16 protein-coding genes are annotated in these 15,970 nt (G+C 74.3%); 11 read left to right on the forward strand and 5 right to left on the reverse strand.

Going from position 1 to position 15,970, the window contains the following annotated elements:
• Positions 1-15 precede the first annotated feature (15 nt).
• The 3 genes from ABZW14_RS18865 to ABZW14_RS18875 form a co-directional block, all read right to left on the reverse strand.
• The gene (locus ABZW14_RS18865; protein WP_355347803.1) at positions 16-957 is read right to left on the reverse strand and encodes a hypothetical protein; all 942 of its coding nucleotides are present in this window, start codon (positions 955-957) and stop codon (positions 16-18) included.
• Positions 958-1,078: 121 nt separating this feature from the next.
• Positions 1,079-2,293, reverse strand: a complete 1,215-nt coding sequence (locus tag ABZW14_RS18870; protein WP_355347806.1) for a hypothetical protein — start codon at positions 2,291-2,293, stop codon at positions 1,079-1,081.
• Positions 2,286-2,855 (reverse strand): SigE family RNA polymerase sigma factor, encoded by a 570-nt coding sequence (locus ABZW14_RS18875; protein ID WP_355347809.1) that lies wholly within the window; start codon positions 2,853-2,855, stop codon positions 2,286-2,288. The genes ABZW14_RS18870 and ABZW14_RS18875 overlap by 8 nt, the downstream gene beginning before the upstream one ends.
• A 135-nt stretch (positions 2,856-2,990) precedes the next feature.
• On the opposite strand from ABZW14_RS18875, the gene ABZW14_RS18880 reads away from it, so the two are divergent.
• Both ABZW14_RS18880 and ABZW14_RS18885 read left to right on the forward strand, forming a co-directional pair.
• Positions 2,991-3,566, forward strand: a complete 576-nt coding sequence (locus tag ABZW14_RS18880; protein WP_355347812.1) for an NADH-quinone oxidoreductase subunit B family protein — start codon at positions 2,991-2,993, stop codon at positions 3,564-3,566.
• A gap of 36 nt (positions 3,567-3,602) precedes the next feature.
• Positions 3,603-4,919, forward strand: a complete 1,317-nt coding sequence (locus ABZW14_RS18885) for a DUF2252 domain-containing protein (RefSeq protein WP_355347815.1) — start codon at positions 3,603-3,605, stop codon at positions 4,917-4,919.
• Positions 4,920-4,958: 39 nt separating this feature from the next.
• Here the strand turns inward: ABZW14_RS18885 and ABZW14_RS18890 are convergent, their stop codons facing one another.
• Entirely contained in the window at positions 4,959-6,005 is a 1,047-nt protein-coding gene (locus tag ABZW14_RS18890) for a glucose 1-dehydrogenase (protein ID WP_355347817.1), read from the reverse strand.
• Positions 6,006-6,119: 114 nt separating this feature from the next.
• Between ABZW14_RS18890 and ABZW14_RS18895 the strand changes: the two genes are divergently transcribed.
• Both ABZW14_RS18895 and nuoH read left to right on the forward strand, forming a co-directional pair.
• Entirely contained in the window at positions 6,120-6,851 is a 732-nt protein-coding gene (locus ABZW14_RS18895) for an NADH-quinone oxidoreductase subunit C (protein WP_355347820.1), read from the forward strand.
• Positions 6,851-7,813 carry an NADH-quinone oxidoreductase subunit NuoH gene (gene nuoH, locus ABZW14_RS18900; RefSeq protein WP_355347822.1) on the forward strand — a complete coding sequence of 321 codons (963 nt, stop codon included), beginning with the start codon at positions 6,851-6,853 and terminating at the stop codon, positions 7,811-7,813. Before ABZW14_RS18895 ends, nuoH begins: the two co-directional genes overlap by 1 nt.
• A gap of 22 nt (positions 7,814-7,835) precedes the next feature.
• On the opposite strand, the gene ABZW14_RS18905 is transcribed toward nuoH, so the two are convergent.
• Positions 7,836-8,891, reverse strand: a complete 1,056-nt coding sequence (locus ABZW14_RS18905; RefSeq protein WP_355347825.1) for a glutathione S-transferase C-terminal domain-containing protein — start codon at positions 8,889-8,891, stop codon at positions 7,836-7,838.
• 95 nt (positions 8,892-8,986) lie between these two features.
• On the opposite strand from ABZW14_RS18905, the gene ABZW14_RS18910 reads away from it, so the two are divergent.
• The 7 genes from ABZW14_RS18910 to ABZW14_RS18940 are packed head-to-tail and all read left to right on the forward strand — an operon-like array spanning position 8,987 to position 15,870.
• A complete protein-coding gene (locus tag ABZW14_RS18910) occupies positions 8,987-9,409 on the forward strand; it encodes an ester cyclase (protein WP_355347828.1) in 423 nt (140 codons plus the stop codon).
• 58 nt (positions 9,410-9,467) lie between these two features.
• The gene (locus tag ABZW14_RS18915) at positions 9,468-10,061 is read left to right on the forward strand and encodes an NADH-quinone oxidoreductase subunit I (RefSeq protein ID WP_355347831.1); all 594 of its coding nucleotides are present in this window, start codon (positions 9,468-9,470) and stop codon (positions 10,059-10,061) included.
• Positions 10,058-10,639, forward strand: a complete 582-nt coding sequence (locus ABZW14_RS18920; protein ID WP_355347834.1) for an NADH-quinone oxidoreductase subunit J — start codon at positions 10,058-10,060, stop codon at positions 10,637-10,639. Before ABZW14_RS18915 ends, ABZW14_RS18920 begins: the two co-directional genes overlap by 4 nt.
• Positions 10,636-10,983, forward strand: coding sequence for an NADH-quinone oxidoreductase subunit NuoK (gene nuoK, locus ABZW14_RS18925; protein ID WP_355347837.1), 348 nt, complete (start codon positions 10,636-10,638; stop codon positions 10,981-10,983). The genes ABZW14_RS18920 and nuoK overlap by 4 nt, the downstream gene beginning before the upstream one ends.
• A complete protein-coding gene (locus ABZW14_RS18930; protein ID WP_355347840.1) occupies positions 10,980-12,905 on the forward strand; it encodes an NADH-quinone oxidoreductase subunit L in 1,926 nt (641 codons plus the stop codon). Before nuoK ends, ABZW14_RS18930 begins: the two co-directional genes overlap by 4 nt.
• Positions 12,902-14,407, forward strand: coding sequence for an NADH-quinone oxidoreductase subunit M (locus ABZW14_RS18935; protein ID WP_355347843.1), 1,506 nt, complete (start codon positions 12,902-12,904; stop codon positions 14,405-14,407). Before ABZW14_RS18930 ends, ABZW14_RS18935 begins: the two co-directional genes overlap by 4 nt.
• Positions 14,404-15,870, forward strand: coding sequence for a proton-conducting transporter membrane subunit (locus ABZW14_RS18940; RefSeq protein ID WP_355347846.1), 1,467 nt, complete (start codon positions 14,404-14,406; stop codon positions 15,868-15,870). Before ABZW14_RS18935 ends, ABZW14_RS18940 begins: the two co-directional genes overlap by 4 nt.
• Positions 15,871-15,970 lie beyond the last annotated feature (100 nt).

The raw sequence follows: 15,970 nt of genomic DNA on the forward strand, positions 1-15,970 counted from the left end.
GCCCGTCGTCGCCGGTCAGCTCGCGTCGACCGCGGTCACCGCGAAGGAGGTGCTGTTGTCGGCCGGGTCCACGTCCTGCGGGTCGGCCGCCTGCCAGAAGTAGCTCCCGGCCACGGTGAACGTGCCGGTGCCCAGCTCACCGGCCGGCGTGCCGGCGGGCGCGCTGAGGATCACGTCGAAGGTCCGCTCCTCGCCCGGCAGGAACCGGCCGCCCGGCACGGTGAACCAGTTCGGGAAACTCGGTTCGTCCTGCGGCTCGATGTGGTGGACCTGCACCTCGGACGGCAATGCGGCCTCGACGTAGAGCGCGAAGGTCGGGGCATCGTTGCCGTAGCGCACGGTGACCGGCATCCGCCCGAGCAGGCTGCCGTCCGGCTGCCGGTTGAGCGTCACCGCGCCGCCCCGGATGCTCAGGTCGGTCTCGGTGGCCTGCACGTACGGGCGCGGGTTGCGCAGGCTGCCCGTGGTGGAGCGGAAGAGGGTGGTGAAGCCGGTGGCGTCGGCGGCCCGGGCGGCGCCGTCCGGCACCACCTCGATCCGCCCGCCGTCGGCGATCAGGGCGTGGTCGCGGACGGTGGTCCAGACGTGGAAGCCGAGCCGGAAGGTGGCGCTCCGCCCGGCCTCGATCCGGTCGCCCAGGCAGCTGATGACCAGCCGGTTCTCCACGAGCCGCTCGTAGAGGCAGGCCCCGCCGGGCTCGATGGTGGCGAACGAGGCGCCGGCCGGCTCGGTGATCACCAGGTTCACCGACGTCGCGGTCGGCTTGCGGTTGGTGACGGTGGCGGTGAGGGTCCCCTCGTACCCCTGGTCGGTCGGCTCCAGGACGAGCCGCTGGGCCGTGACGCGGATGCCCCCGGTGGTCCCGGCCGGTGCGGCGGTGGCCGGCGCGGCCAAGGTGAGCAGGGCGGCGGCCCCACCGAGCAGCGCGGTGGCGAGCCGTGTCGTACGTGTGGTCATGCTGGTCCTCCCGTGAGTCCCCGTTGCTGGAGGGCGGCGCTTCCGCCCGTCCGATGCTGGTGACACGTCCATATGGGACGGCCGGTTGCGCGCTGCGCTGTCGCCAACCCGACGCGGCCCGCTAGCCGGCCGTGCGCAGCTCGACCTGGTTGTCCTCGGACTTCAGGTCGTTCCACCACCGCTCCTGCGGGTCGTAGTGGATGACCCGCAGGGTCGGCGGCTCGTCGACATCTGGCGGGTCGTAGCGGAACGTGAAGGTGTATGTCTTCCGCTTCCCCGCCGGCAGACCGTCCAGGACGCAGGCGTCCGGCCCGTCCGCCCGCACGGTCCGGCACCGGCTCAGGTCCCCGCCTGCCGGCTCGCCGATGGTGTAGAAATCGGAGAAGCCGAGCAGGGGCACGTCCACCGGTCCCTTGTTCACCACCGTGACGGTCACCGTGGCGGTGCGGTCGCCCTTCGTGTCCGCCGGGCCGATGACGAGGTCGCCGGCCGTCAGGGTGAGGTCGGTCAGCCGGGGGTCCACGCCGAACCTCGTCGGCCCGGCCGTCTGGGTGAACCGCTCGCCGGTCCAGGCGTACGTCCGCCACTGCCGCTGCGGCGACCACTCAGCGGCGCCGCAACACGGCTGGATGTCGGCCACCCGTACCCGGATTGTCCCGTCGGCACGCACCGAGAACTCGGTGATGTCCCCGAGTTCGTCGTACGTGCCGACGACCGGGCCGATCGTGGTGATCCGGCCGGCGGCGTCCCGATTGAAGGCCACCACCTGCTTCACCAGCGCCTCGCCGGACCGACAGCCGACCAGGGCGACCGTCTCGACGGCCCGGTCGCCGTCCAGGTCGCCGTAGCCCGGTTCGCCCAGCAGCGCCGGCGCCGGGTCCCTGGTGGTCCCCGCCCCGGGACCGAGTCGCACCTTCGCCGTCGTGCAGGTCTTCGGAACGTAGTACGACCAGGCCGGCAGGTCGATCCGGGCGGCGAGCAGCTGGGACCGGGTGATCCGGCCGTCCGGCGTGGGCCGGGTCGGGCTGGCCGTGCTCGGCGACGGCGTCGGTGAGAGCGAGGGCGGGGACGGCGAGGCGGACGTGTCCGATGGCGTCGGGGAGACGGTCTGCGCCGGCCCGGGCGGCGGCTCGGATCGGTGCAGGGCGGCGTTCGCGCCCACCGGGATCGCCACGGCGAGCACCGCGGCCGCCGCGGTGACCACCGCGGTACGCCGGCGCCGGCGGCGGACGGTCTCCCGTACCGCCGTCGTCCCGGCCGGGTGCACCGCTGGCGCGTACGCCTCGCGGAACGCGGCGAACTCGCCGCTGACCAGGATGTCGTCGAACTCACTCATGGTGGTTCACCTCGTTCGTGGTGGTGAGCTGGGCCGCCAGTGCGGCCCGGCCCCGGTGCAGCCAGGACTTGACCGTGCCCTCCGGCACCCCCTCCTGCTCCGCGATCTGCACGACGCTGAGATCGGCCAGGTAGTGCAGCACCACGGCGCGGCGCTGGACGGTGGGCAACTGGGCCAGCGCGGCGGTCAGCGCCACCCGGTCCGGCCCCGGACCCGGCACGTGCTCCTCGCGCTGCCGGTGCAGCCAGGACTGGGCCGTCCGCAGCCGCCGCCAGCGGCTGGTGGCCAGGTTCCAGGCGACCCGGCGTACCCAGGCCACCGGGTCGTCGTAGCGGGACACCCGCGACCAGCGGGCGAAGGCCCGGCAGAAGGCCTCCTGCACCAGGTCCTGCGCCTGCGACAGGTCGCCGCAGTACGCGGCGAGCTGGAGCGTCAGGGACCGGAAATGCGCATGGTAGAGCCCGTCGAAATCAACCGCCTCGCGTCCGGCCGGGCGTCCCGGCCCCTCCGCTGTCCCCTCGGGCGGCGGCTCACCGAGCCGCGGCTCCCTCGTCACCGTCATCTGATCCTCCCCGTGCGCGTGCCGCCGGCGCGGTCACGCCCGTCACACGCCCTGACGCCGCCGCAGGTTGCGCCGGTTGCCCTCGCGGGCGCTGTGGTTGACTGTCAACTCGGAGACAGGCGAGGGAGGCCCGAGGTGCAGTTGCCGGCCGTGCTGGGCGAGCCGATCCGGTTCGTGCTGAACTGGGGCCGCCGCTACTCGCTCTGGGTGTTCAACTTCGGGCTGGCCTGCTGCGCCATCGAGTTCATCGCCACCAGCATGGGCCGGCACGACTTCATGCGGCTCGGCGTGATCCCGTTCGCCCACGGCCCCCGCCAGGCCGACCTCATGGTGGTGTCCGGCACGGTCACCGACAAGATGGCCCCGGCGGTCAAGCGGCTCTACGACCAGATGCCCGAGCCGAAGTACGTGATCTCGTTCGGCGCCTGCTCCAACTGCGGCGGGCCCTACTGGGACTCCTACTCGGTCACGAAGGGCGTCGACCAGCTCATCCCCGTCGACGTCTACGTGCCCGGCTGCCCGCCCCGCCCGGAGGCGCTGCTGCACGGCATCCTCCGCCTCCAGGAGAAGATCGCCGCCGAGGAGGCCGGGATCGGCGGCGTGCCGCGCCCGGACCGGCTCGCCCCGCCGGTCGACGCGGGGCCCGCCGAGAACGCCCCCCGGCCGGTGGAATCCCTCACCGCGCCGCCGGTCCGTCCCCCGGTCGGCTGAGCCGCGAGGTGGCGGAGCGGGGCTAGCCTGCGCATCATGACCCACTCCGCGGACAAGCGTTCCGCCTTCATCGTCGACGTGCTCACCGAGGAGTTCGGCGCGTCGATGGCGATCGACCCGGCGGCGTTCCGCCGCAAGTTCCGCAAGATGGCCGCCTCCCCGTTCGCCTTCTACCGGGGCAGCGCCTCGCTCTTCTACGCCGACCAGCGCGGCGACTTCGCCAGCGACCGGTTCCTCGACGACCGGACCAGCCGGGTGTGGATCCACGGCGACCTGCACGCCGAGAACTTCGGCACCTACATGAACGCCTCCGGGCAGCTCGTGTTCAACGTCAACGACTTCGACGAGGCGTACGTCGGGCCGTTCTCGTGGGACCTGAAGCGCTTCGCCGCCAGCGTGGCCCTGCTCGGCTACGCCAAGGCGCTCTCCGACCGGGTGATCGGTGAGCTGGTGGCCGGCTTCGCCCGGTCGTACCTGGCCGAGCTGCGGGCCATCGCGGCCGGCGGGGACGACGCGATCGGCTCGATCACGCTGGAGAACGCCGACGGCGTGCTGCGCCGGGTGCTCCAGCAGGCCCGGCTGAACACCCGGGTCGACCTGCTCGCCACGCAGACCACGATCGACAACTACGAGCGCCGGTTCTCCCTGGGTGACGGGGTCTACGAGATCGACGACGCGACCCGGGAGCAGGTCTGCGCCGCGTTCCAGGACTACCTGGGCACGCTGCCGACGGCGACCGCCCGGCTCCGGCCGGTCGCCACGAACATCAAGGACGTCGTGCTGCGCAAGGGGGTGGGCATCGGGTCCGCCGGGCTGCCCTCGTACAACCTGCTGCTGGAGGGGCACACCCAGGCGCTGGAGAACGACGTCGTCATCTACATGAAGCAGGCGCAGGTACCGGCGGTGGCACGGCACATCGACGACGAGCGGGTCCGCTCGTACTTCCGGCACCAGGGGCACCGGACCGCCGAGTCGCAGCGGGCGTTGCAGGCGCACGCCGACCCGTGGCTGGGCTTCACCGAGCTGGGCGGGGCCGGCCAGCTCGTCGCCGAGGTCTCCCCGTACGCGGCCGACCTCGACTGGGCCGACGTCAACGAGCCCGAGGATCTCGCCGGGGTGCTCACCGACCTGGGCCGGGCGGTGGCCCGGATGCACTCGGTCGCCGACGACGAGTCCAGCCACGACCTGGTGGACTACTCCACCGAGGAGTCGATCGTCGCGGTGGTGGACGGCGACCCGGAGGGCTTCGTCGCCTACCTCATCGACTTCGCGCACACCTACGGCATCCGGGCCCGCGAGGATCACCAGCTCTTCGTGGACCTGTTCCGCAACGGCCGGCTCCCCGGCATCTGAGGCTCCGGGGCGGCGGAGCCCGCGCTCCGGTGCCCCGCCTCACCGCTCGAAGTCGAGCACCACCTTGATGTCCTCGCCCGTCGAGTCGTACGCGTCGGCGTACGAGGAGACCGGCACCCGGCGGGTGATCAGCGAGTTGAGCCAGGACTGGTCGGCACGGGCGAGGGCCTCGGCCGCCAGCTCCCAGTGTCGCCGGTTGGCGTTCACCGAGCCGAAGACCACGTTGTTCTCCAGCACCAGCTCCCGGTTGAGCGCCCCCGCGTCGAAGTCGATGGTCCGGCCGCCGCTGGACACCCCGGTGAGGCAGACGATGCCGTTGGTCCCGGCCTTGATCATCGCGTCCATCACCACCACCGGGGCGCCGGTGCACTCCACCACCACGTCCGGCGCGAAGTCCAGCTCCGCCACCGTCGAGGTGTGGTAGGTCGCGCCGAGCGAGCGGACCAGCTCCGGTTTCGGACCGGTCTTGTTCCGGTCCAGGACGTGCACCGACAGCCCGCGCTGGATGCCCAGCAGGGCGGCCAGCAGCCCGATCGGCCCGGCCCCGGTGACCAGCACGCTCTGCGGCTGCCACACCGCCCGGCTGCCGATCCGTTCGATGTGGTCCCACGCCTTCGCCACCACACTGGTCGGCTCCAGCAGCATCCCGACCGGGGCGAGCGCGGGGTCCAGGCCGACGGCGAACCTCGGCTGCACCCGCCAGCGATCCCGGGCGAAGCCGGGCAGCCCCTTGATCCCGTGCTCGGTGTACCGGCCGTTGCGGCACATGTCCCACTCGCCGACGGCGCAGTTCGGGCAGGGCACCGGGTCGGGGTGCCGGACGATCCCGGCCACCAGGTCGCCGGGTTGGAGGGTGCCCGTCGGGTCCTCCAGCACCCGGCCGAGCGCCTCGTGCCCGAGCACCAGCCGTTCCTGGCCGGGCGGGGCCTCGCCGTAGTCGCCGGCGATGATCTCCTGGTCGGTCCCGCAGATGCCGACCGCGACGGCCTGGACCAGGATCGCGCCCTCCTCCGCGGCCGGCTCGGGCCAGTCCTCGTCGAGGCGCAGCGAGTCGCGTACCCCGGTAGCCACAGTGACAGCGCGCACGATGTTCATCCTTCCCCGCCGGAGGCCGCCGTGCCCGGCAAAGCGGCGGATCGGACCCGGGGGAGCGTGGACGGCCCGACACGGCTTCCGCCCACCGGCCCTAGGATCAGCGGCATGACTCCGGAAGAGGTCGGCCGCCGAGTGGTCGCGCTGCTCGCGCCCGTCGCGGCCACCACAACGGTCTCCGGCGGTCAGGGGTACGCCCGCGCCACCGTCGACGTATCCCCGGCGAGCTGGCGTGACGCGGTGCGCGCGGCGCGCGACGACGCCGAGCTGGCCTGCGACTTCTTCGACTGGCTGTCGGCGGTCGACGAGCTGGCCGAGGGCTTCGACGTGGTGGCTCACCTCTGGTCGGTCCGGCACCGGCACGGGCTGCTGCTGCGCACGCGGGTGCCCCGCGAGACGCCGGTCGTGGCGTCCGTGGTCGACGTCTTCCCCGGCGCGGCCTGGCACGAGCGCGAGACCCACGAGATGTTCGGCATCGGCTTCGACGGGCACGGCGAGCTTCAGCCGCTGCTGCTGCCGCCGGAGTTCGAGGGCCACCCGCTGCGCAAGGAGTTCGTGCTCGCCTCCCGGGCCGCCAAGCCGTGGCCGGGCGCCAAGGAACCCGGCGAGTCGGAGGCGGGCGGCGGCCGGCGGCCGATCCGGCCCCCGGGCGTGCCGGCGCCGGGCGAGTGGGGGACGACGCCCACGCCGGCCGGTGCGGCGGGGGTGGGCGAGGGCCCCCGCGGGGGTACGCCGGCCCGCCCCGCCCGGGAACGCCCCGCGCGCCCCGCCCCCGGGGAGCGGCCCGCCCGTCCGGCCCGGCCGCGCCCGGGCGCCGACGCCGAGGAGGGGGAGGGCTGATGCCGGCCTGGTTGGAGCTGGTCCTCCGGGTGGTGGGCGTGCTGGTCGCCTTCCTCACCCTGCCGCTGATCGTGGGCCAGGCCGAGCACAAGGTGATGGCCCACATGCAGGGCCGGCTCGGCCCGATGTACGCGGGCGGCTTCCACGGCTGGGCCCAGCTGGTCGCCGACGGCGTCAAGTTCGTGCAGAAGGAGGACGTCACCCCGCGCGAGGCGGACCGGCCGGTGTTCCGGCTGGCCCCGGCCGTGGCCCTGGTGCCCTACCTGCTCGCCCTGCTGGTCATCCCGCTGGGGCCGGGCGACCTGGTCGGGCAGCCGCTGGACATCGGGCTGTTCTTCGTGCTGGCCGTGGTCGGCATCGGAGTGCTGGCGGTCCTCATGTCGGCCTGGGCCTCGGCCAACAAGTACAGCCTGCTCGGCGGGCTGCGCGGGGCGGCCCAGCTGCTCGGCTACGAGCTGCCGCTGGTGCTGGCCGCCGCCTCGGTGGCGATGGCGGCCGGCACGCTCAGCCTGCCCGGCATCGTCGAGGCGTGGCACCCCTGGTGGCTGCTCTGGCAGGCGCCGGCCATGGTGATCTTCTTCGTGGCGGGGCTGGCCGAGATCCGCCGGCCCCCGTTCGACATGCCGGTGGCCGACTCCGAGCTGGTCTTCGGCTACATGACCGAATACACCGGCCTGCGCTTCGCGTTCTTCCTGCTCGCCGAGTACGTCGGCATCGTGGTGATCGCCGCGCTGACCACGGTGCTCTTCCTCGGCGGGTGGCAGGGACCGTTCGCGGACGCCCAGCTCGGCTGGCTGTGGACCCTGCTCAAGGTGTTCGCCGTGGCGTTCGTGATCATCTGGCTCCGGGTGAGCTATCCGAGGTTGCGCGAGGACCAGCTCCAGCGCCTGTGCTGGCTGGTGCTCGTGCCGCTGGCCCTGGCCCAGCTGGTGCTGACCGCCGCCGTCCGCCTGGCCATGTGAGGACGGGCGCGCCCCCGCGGGTTCAGTCGACGTCGCGTAGCGGGGTGTGGGCCGGGTCGACGCGCTCGTCCGGCGGCGCCGGCAGCGGCGGCGTGCCGTCGCCGAACGGCCGGCCGCCGAGCTGCTCCCGCCCGTGCGGCGTGAGCCAGTTCGCCAGGTCCGGGCCGAGCGGCACCACCCCGGTCGGGTTGATGTCCCGGTGCACCTCGTAGTAGTGCCGCTTGATGTGGTCGAAGTCGACGGTGTCGCCGAAGCCCGGGGTCTGGAACAGGTCCCGCGCGTACGCCCACAGCACCGGCATCTCGGCGAGCTTCTGCCGGTTGCACTTGAAGTGGCCGTGGTAGACCGGGTCGAAGCGGACCAGCGTGGTGAACAGCCGGACGTCCGCCTCGGTGATCGTGTCGCCGACCAGGTAGCGCTGCCCGGTCAGCCGCTCGGTCAGCCAGTCCAGCCGGTCGAAGAGCCGGTGGTACGCCCGCTCGTACGCCTCCTGGCTGCCGGCGAAGCCGCACCGGTAGACGCCGTTGTTGACGTCCGCGAAGACCACCGCGTTGACCTCGTCGATCTCCCCGCGCAACCGCTCCGGGTAGAGCTCCGGCGCGCCCTTGCGGTGGTGGGCGCTCCACTGGGTCGACAGGTCCAGGCTCATCTGCGCGTAGTCGTTGGTGACCACCTGACCGGTCGGCACGTCCACCATCGCCGGCACCGTGATGCCCCGCTCGTAGCCGGGGAAGCGCGCGAAGTAGGCGTCGGCCAGCCGCTCGATGCCGAGCACCGGGTCCCGGCCGCCCGGGTCGAGGTCGAAGGTCCAGCTCCGCTTGTCGTGGGTGGGGCCGGCCACCGCCATCGAGATGGCGCCCTCCAGCCCGAGCAGCCGCCGGACGATGATCAGCCGGTTGGCCCACGGGCAGGCCCGGCTGACCGCGAGCCGGTAGCGGCCCGGCTCCACCGGCCAGCCGCTCGACCCGTCCGCGGTGATCCGGGTGGCGATGTAACGCTGGTCCCGGGTGAACTCGCCGCCGGGCTCGACGTACTTGCCGCCGGTCCGGTCGAGGATCTCGTCGCCGTTGCCGCCCACGCCGCCTCCCGAGGATGTTCGGTTCCGGTCCCATCATCGTCGCTCCGACGGCCCACGGCAGGCCGAGTCGGTACGACCGGGGCTAGGCTGCCGCGATGACCGATGTGGAGGCGGCGGCCCGGCGTCTCGTCGCCGACGTGTGGAACGCCGGCCGCGAGGAGAGCGCGTACGACCTGATCGCCGAGGACTGCCCGGGGCTGGGCGGCACCGGGCCGGAGGCCACGCTGGCCTGGCACCGCGACCGGCGGGCGTCCTTCCCCGACCTGCGCTACAAGGTCGTCGAGGTGGTGGCCGCCGGCAGCCGGGTGGCGGTGCGCTGGCGGGCCGCCGGCACCCAGGCCGGGCAGTTCGGCCCGGTGCCGCCGACCGGCCGGGTGGTCAGCTACTCGGGGGCGAGCTTCCTGCGCTTCGACGAGGCCGGCCGGATCGCCGACGTGTGGAGCGTCAACGAGCTGTTCCAGATCCTCCAGCAACTCGGCGTCGAGATGCTCCCACCGCTGCCGGCCGCCGGCGCGTGACCGCGGCGGCGGGCGAACCGCCGGGTGGTGGTCGCGCGCGCCGGGGGCACAGGGCAGGATGGGCGGCATGAGCGAGCGCAGCGGCGTGCCCGGCGAGGGGTTGGTGAAGGGCCTGGCGGTCACGCTGAAGACGATGACCCGCCGCTCGACCACGCAGCAGTACCCGGACGTGGCCCCCGAGCTGCCGCCCCGCTCCCGTGGCGTGATCGCGCTGCTGGAGGAGAACTGCACGGTCTGCATGCTCTGCGCCCGTGAGTGCCCGGACTGGTGCATCTACATCGACTCGCACAAGGAGGAGGTGGCGGTGCCCGGCGCCGCCCGCCCCCGCCAGCGCAACGTGCTCGACAAGTTCGACATCGACTTCTCGCTCTGCATGTACTGCGGCATCTGCATCGAGGTCTGCCCGTTCGACGCGCTCTACTGGTCGCCGGAGTTCGAATACGCCGAGTACGACATCAAGGACCTCCTGCACGACAAGGACCACCTCGGCGAGTGGATGGCGACCGTGCCGCCGCCGCCGGCCCACGACCCGCACGGCGACCCCTCGAAGGAGGAGACCACCGCCGCCCGCAAGGCCGCCGCCCCCGCCGCCCGCCCGGCCCCGGCCCGCCCACAGCCCGGCGCCGACCAGGGCGGAGGCACGCCGTCATGACGGGTGCCGACGTGCTGCTGCTGGCCCTCGGCGCGGTGGCGGTGGGCGCGGGCGCGCTGGTGGTGGGCACCCGGCACCTGGTCCGGGCCGGCCTCTGGCTGGTGGTCTGCCTGGGCGCGCTGGCCGGCGACTACCTGGTGCTGAGCGCCGAGCTGGTGGCCTGGGTGCAGGTGCTCATCTACGTCGGCGCGGTCGTGGTGCTGCTGCTGTTCGCGGTGATGCTCACCCGGGCACCGATCGGCCCCTCCGACGACCTCGACCGGCCCGGCTGGCCGGCCGCGCTGATCGGCGCCGGCAGCGGACTGGGACTGGCCGTGCTGCTGGTCGACGCGTTCCGCTGGTCCCGGGTGGACCTGCCCGCCGCGGGCACCGCCGAACGCCTCGGCGAGCAGGTCTTCCGCTCCTGGGTGCTGCCCTTCGAGGTGCTCTCGGTGCTGCTGCTCGCCGCCCTGGTCGGCGCCATCGTGCTGTCCCGCCCCGACATCGGCCGCCCGGGCGCGACCCAGGCCGCCGGCCCGGCCCGCCCGGTCGAGCCGGCCCGCCCGGTCGTCGCCGCCGACGAGGGCGGGCGCGCGTGAGGCCCGTCATCCCGTACGTCACCGCCGCGCTGCTGTTCGGCCTCGGCGTCTACGGCGTGCTGCGCCGCCGCAACGCCGTCCTCGTGCTGATGGCCGTCGAGCTGATGCTCAACGCGGTCAACCTGATCCTGATCACCGCCGACACCACGGTCCGGGCCGCCCTGCCGCACTCCGGCCAGGTCTTCGCGCTCTTCGTGATCGTGCTCGCCGCCGCCGAGATCGGCGTCGGGCTCGCCATCGTGCTCCAGCTCTACCGGCTGCGGGCCAGCGTCACGGTGGACGACGTGCCGCTCACGGAGGCGCCCGCCGGGGCCGCCGCCGACCGGGGCGAGGGGGAGAAGTGACCGGACTGCTCGCGGTGGCGCTGCCCGGCGTACCCCTGATCGCCGGCCTGCTCGGGCTGCTGCTCCCGCCGTCGCCGCGCGGGGCGGCCACCGGGGAGGACCCGGCCCGGCGGGCGGCGATCGCGCTCGGCGTGGTCGGCGCGACGCTCGCGCTGCTGGCGGCGGTGGCGCTGCTGCTCCGCGTGGACGGGCCGGTCGAGGCGGCCACCGACTGGGTCGACCTGGGCGGGCTCCGGGTCACCCTCGGCTGGCGGCTGGACGGTGTGGCCGTGCTGGTCGCCGTGGCGGTGGCCGCGGTGGCGCTGGCCGTGCAGGTCTACTCCATCGGCTACCTGCGGCGCGGCCCGCACGACGACGTCGAGGTCGACCACCGCTACCCGCCCTACGCCGCCCAGATCAGCCTGTTCACCGCCGCGATGCTGACCGTGGTCGTCTCCGGCGACCTGATCCTGCTGCTGGTCGGCTGGGAGGTGATGGGCATCTGCTCCTACCTGCTCATCGCCCACGACCGGCGGCTGCCCGAGGCGCCCGCCGCCGCCATGAAGGCGTTCCTGGTCACCCGGGTGGGTGACGTCGGCTTCCTGCTGGGCATCGCGCTGCTCGGCGTCGGCGCGGGCAGCTTCCGGATCGCCGACGTGCTGGCCCACGACTACGGCAGTGGCACGCTCACCGCGGCCTGCCTGCTGCTGCTCGCCGGTGTGGCCGGCAAGAGCGCGCAGTTCCCGCTGCACACCTGGCTGCCGGACGCGATGGCCGGCCCCACCCCGATCTCCGCCCTGATCCACGCGGCCACCATGGTCGCGGCCGGGGTCTACGCGGTGGCCCGGCTCTTCCCGCTCTTCGCGCAGGCTCCGGCCGCCCTCGCCGTGCTCGGGGTCATGGCGGCGGTCACCCTGCTGCTCGGCGCGTTCGCGGCCACCGCACAGGACGACATCAAGCGGGTGCTGGCCTGGTCGACGGTCTCCCAGATCGGCTACATGACCGGCGCGCTCGCCGTCGGCGCCCCCGCGGCGGCCCTGTTCCACCTGCTCACCCACGCCGCCTTCAAGGCGCTGCTGTTCCTCGCGGCCGGCGTGGTCATCCACGCCGTGGGCACCACGCTGATGTCCCGGATGGGCGGCCTGCGCACCGCCATGCCGGTGACCTTCTGGTGCATGCTGATCGGCCTCGGCGCGCTGGCCGGGGTGCCACCGCTGTCCGGCTTCTGGAGCAAGGACGGCGTGCTGGCCGCCGCGCAGGCCGCCGCGCTGGACGGCGCGGGCCCGGCCCCCGCCTGGGTGGGCTGGCTGGTCTGGCTCGCCGGGCTGCTCGGCGTCGCGGTGACCGCCTGGTACGCGACCCGCCTGCTGCTGCGCACCTTCCTCGGCGCGACCCGGACCCCGCTGGCTGACCCCCACGACCCGCCGGCGGTGCTGCGCTGGCCGGTGCTGCTGCTCGCGGTGCCCGCCGCGCTGCTCGGCCTCGCCGCCTTCGCGCCGTGGTTCGCCGACCGGCTGCGGGTGCCGGCCGACGCGTCCGGCGAGGCCGTCGAGCTGGTCCACCTCGCGCCGAACCTGGTCCTGCCGTTCCTCCTGCTGCTCGTGGGCGCGGGCGTCGCCTGGGCCGGCTGGCGCCGCGACCCGGCCGCCGACCCGGCGCGCTTCCTGGGTCCGCTGCGGCCGGTCTTCGCCCGGGCGTTCCGGCTCGACGACGTGCAGCACGCCCTCGTCGTACGCCCGGCCACCGCCCTGGCCCGGGTCGTGCGCACCGGGGACGAGCTGGGGGTGGACGGCCTCGTGGAGGGCAGCGGCCGGGCCGCGGTCGAGCTGGGCGGCGGGCTGGCCGCGCTGCACCGGGCCGCGCTGCCCCGCGCCGCGGCCGGGGTGCTGGCCGGCGCGCTGCTGATCGGCCTCGCGGTCGCCCTGATCGGAGTGACCTCATGACGTTCGGGCAGTTCCTGCTGGTCGCGGTCCTCGCGGTGCCCGTGCTGGGCGCCGTCGTGACCGCCGCCGTACCCGGTGACCGGGCCGGCCGGGTGGTCGGCACGGCCGCCGCCGCGCTGACCCTGCTCGCCACCCTGCCGCTGGTCGGCGGCGACCACGGCTGGTTCGGCTACGGCCCCCGGCCGGCCGTGCAGCCCTGGCACCGGCTCGACGCGTCCTGGGTGCCCGGCCTCGACCTGCGCTTCCACCTCGGGGTGGACGGCATCTCGTGGCCGCTGGTGGTGCTCACCGCGCTGCTCACCCTGCTCTGCTGCGCCTACACGCTCTGGCGGGTGCCGGCCGGCGGCGGCAGCGGGCGGGCGCTGGTGGCGCTGCTGCTGGTCGTCGAGGTGGGCATCCTGGGCACCTTCCTCGCCCTCGACCTGGTGCTGTTCTTCCTGTTCTTCGAGGTCGTCCTGCTGCCCATGTACGCGATCATCGCGGGCTGGGGCGGCGACGACCGGCGCCGGGCGGCCCGCAAGTTCGCCCTCTACACGCTCTTCGGCTCGGTGCTGCTGCTGGTCGGCGTCTACGTGGTGGTCGCCGCGGCGGGCACCGCCGACCTGGTGACGCTGACCGGCGGCACCGGGCTGTCGCGGGGCACCCAGCTCGCCGCGTTCACGCTGCTGGCGCTGGCCTTCGCGGTGAAGAGCCCGCTCTGGCCGCTGCACTCCTGGCTGCCCGACGCGCACACCCAGGCGCCCACCGTGGGCAGCGTGATCCTGGCCGGGGTGCTGCTCAAGATGGGCACGTACGGGCTGATCCGGGTGGCCGTCGGGGTGGCTCCCGAGGGCGCCCGCTGGGCCGCCCCGGTGCTCGGTGTGCTCGCCGTCGCGGCGATCCTGATCGGTGGCCTGGTCTGCCTCGCGCAGACCGAGCTGAAGCGGCTGATCGCCTACTCCAGCGTCGGGCACATGGGCTTCGTGCTGCTCGGGGTCGCCACGCTCACCGCCACCGGCCTCCAGGCCGCGCTGATCGGCAACATCGCGCACGGCGTGATCACCGGGCTGCTGTTCTTCCTGGCCGGGGCCGTCAAGGACCGCACCCGCACCGGATCGCTGGCCGAACTGTCCGGGCTGCGGGAGACCGCGCCCCGGCTGGCCGGGCTGCTCGGTTTCGCGGCGGTCGCCTCGCTCGGGCTGCCCGGGCTGGCCGGCTTCTGGGGCGAGGCGTTCGCCGTGGTGGCCGCCGTGCGGCGGGGCGGTGGGCTGTGGACCACCCTCGCGGTGCTCGCGGCGCTGGGCGGGGCGTTGACCGCCGCGTACTTCCTCCGGCTGCTGCGCCGGGTCACCCACGGGCGGCCCAGCCCGGCGGTGGCCCCGATCGCGCCGGGCCTGGCCGGCGCGGAGCTGACCGCCTGGGCGCCGCTCGTGCTGCTCGCCCTCGCCGTCGGCCTGGCGCCGGCACTGGTCCTGTCCTACGCGTCCGGTCCGGTGGGTGCCCTGGTGGGAGTCCTCAAATGAGTGTCGTGCAGAGCGTGGACAACGTGGCGCTGCTGCCGGCCTACCTGGCCGCCGGCACGGCCGTGCTGGTGCTCCTGGTCGACCTGCTGGCAGCCCGGGCCGCCGCCACGATGACCGTGGCCGCCCTCGGCACGGCGGGCACCGCGCTCGGCGCGGCGCTGGTCGGCGCGGCCGGCGAACGCCGTACCTTCTGCGCCGGCCCGGACTGCTCCTGGCTCTGGACCGGGCGGGCCGCGCTGGTCGCGGTGGTCATCGCCCTGCTCACCCTCGGCGTGCTGGCGCTCTCCGGCCCGCTGCTGCGCGCCGGCCGGGTCCCGGTGGGGGAATACTGCTTCCTGCTCGCCTGCGCGATGACCGGCGGCGTCGTGCTCGGCGCGGCCGGCGACCTGATCACCCTGGTCGTGGCACTGGAGACGCTCACCCTGCCGCTCTACGTGCTGGTGGGGCTGCGCCGGGGCAGCCTGGCCGGTGCCGAGGCGGCGGTGACCTTCTTCGTGGTCAGCGTGGTGGCCACCACGGTCACCCTGCTCGGTGCGGCGCTGCTCTACGCGGTGACCGGCAGCCTCCACCTCGACCGGCTCGGTGCGGCCTTCGCCGCCGACCGGGAGAGCCTGCTCGACCTGCCGCTGACCACGGTCGCCGTGGCGCTGGTGGTGGCCGGGCTGGCCTTCAAGGTCGCCGCGGTGCCGTTCCACGCCTGGGCGCCGGCCACCTACGACGGCGCGCCGCTGCCCGTGGCCGCCTACCTGTCGACCGCCTCGAAGCTGGGTGGCGTGGTGGCCCTGCTCGCCGTGGTCCAGCGGGCGCTGCCGGCCACCGTGACCGGCCCGGTGCTGGCCCTGCTGGCGGTGCTCACCATGACCGTGGGCAACCTGGTGGCGCTGCGCCAGCGGCGTACGGTCCGGCTGCTCGCCTGGTCCTCGGTGGCCCAGGCCGGCTACATCCTCGCCCCGCTGGGTGCGCTCGCGCTGGCCGCCGGGCGCACCAGCGACGCCCGTGCGACCGCCTACGCCGCGGCCGTCGCGTACGCCGTCTTCTTCGTGCTGCTGGAACTGGCCGCGTTCGCCGCGGTGGTGGCCCTGCGGCCGGCGGACGGCGACGGCGGCACCCTGGCCGACCTGCGCGGCGCGGCCCGCCGGCACCCGTGGGTGGGAGGCGCGTTCGCGCTCGCGCTCATCGGGCTGGCCGGGCTGCCGCCCGGCCTGGCCGGCCTGTTCGCCAAGGTCACCGTGGTCCGCGCGTTGCTGGCCGGGCACGCCGGCTGGCTGGCCCTCGTGGTGGCGCTGAACGCGGTGCTCGGCCTGGCCTACTACCTGCGCCTGGCCGCCACCCTCTACGCCGAGCCCGGCGGTGTGGCGGTCCGGCCGGCCCGGATCGTGGTGGTCGCGCTCGGGGTCGCCACCGCACTGGCCGTGGTGCTCGGCTTCGCCCCGCAGCTGGTGCTCGACGTGGCGGCCCGCTGACGGTTTCGTCCCCCGGTGGGAAGCTGGCACAGCCCGCTCACAGGATTCCCCAGCCAACTTTCAGCCATGAGCAGGATGGTTGGCGGGTACCGGTGTTGTT

This window comes from Micromonospora sp. NPDC004551 (genome assembly GCF_040609975.1).
Classification (GTDB): Bacteria; Actinomycetota; Actinomycetes; order Mycobacteriales; family Micromonosporaceae; genus Micromonospora.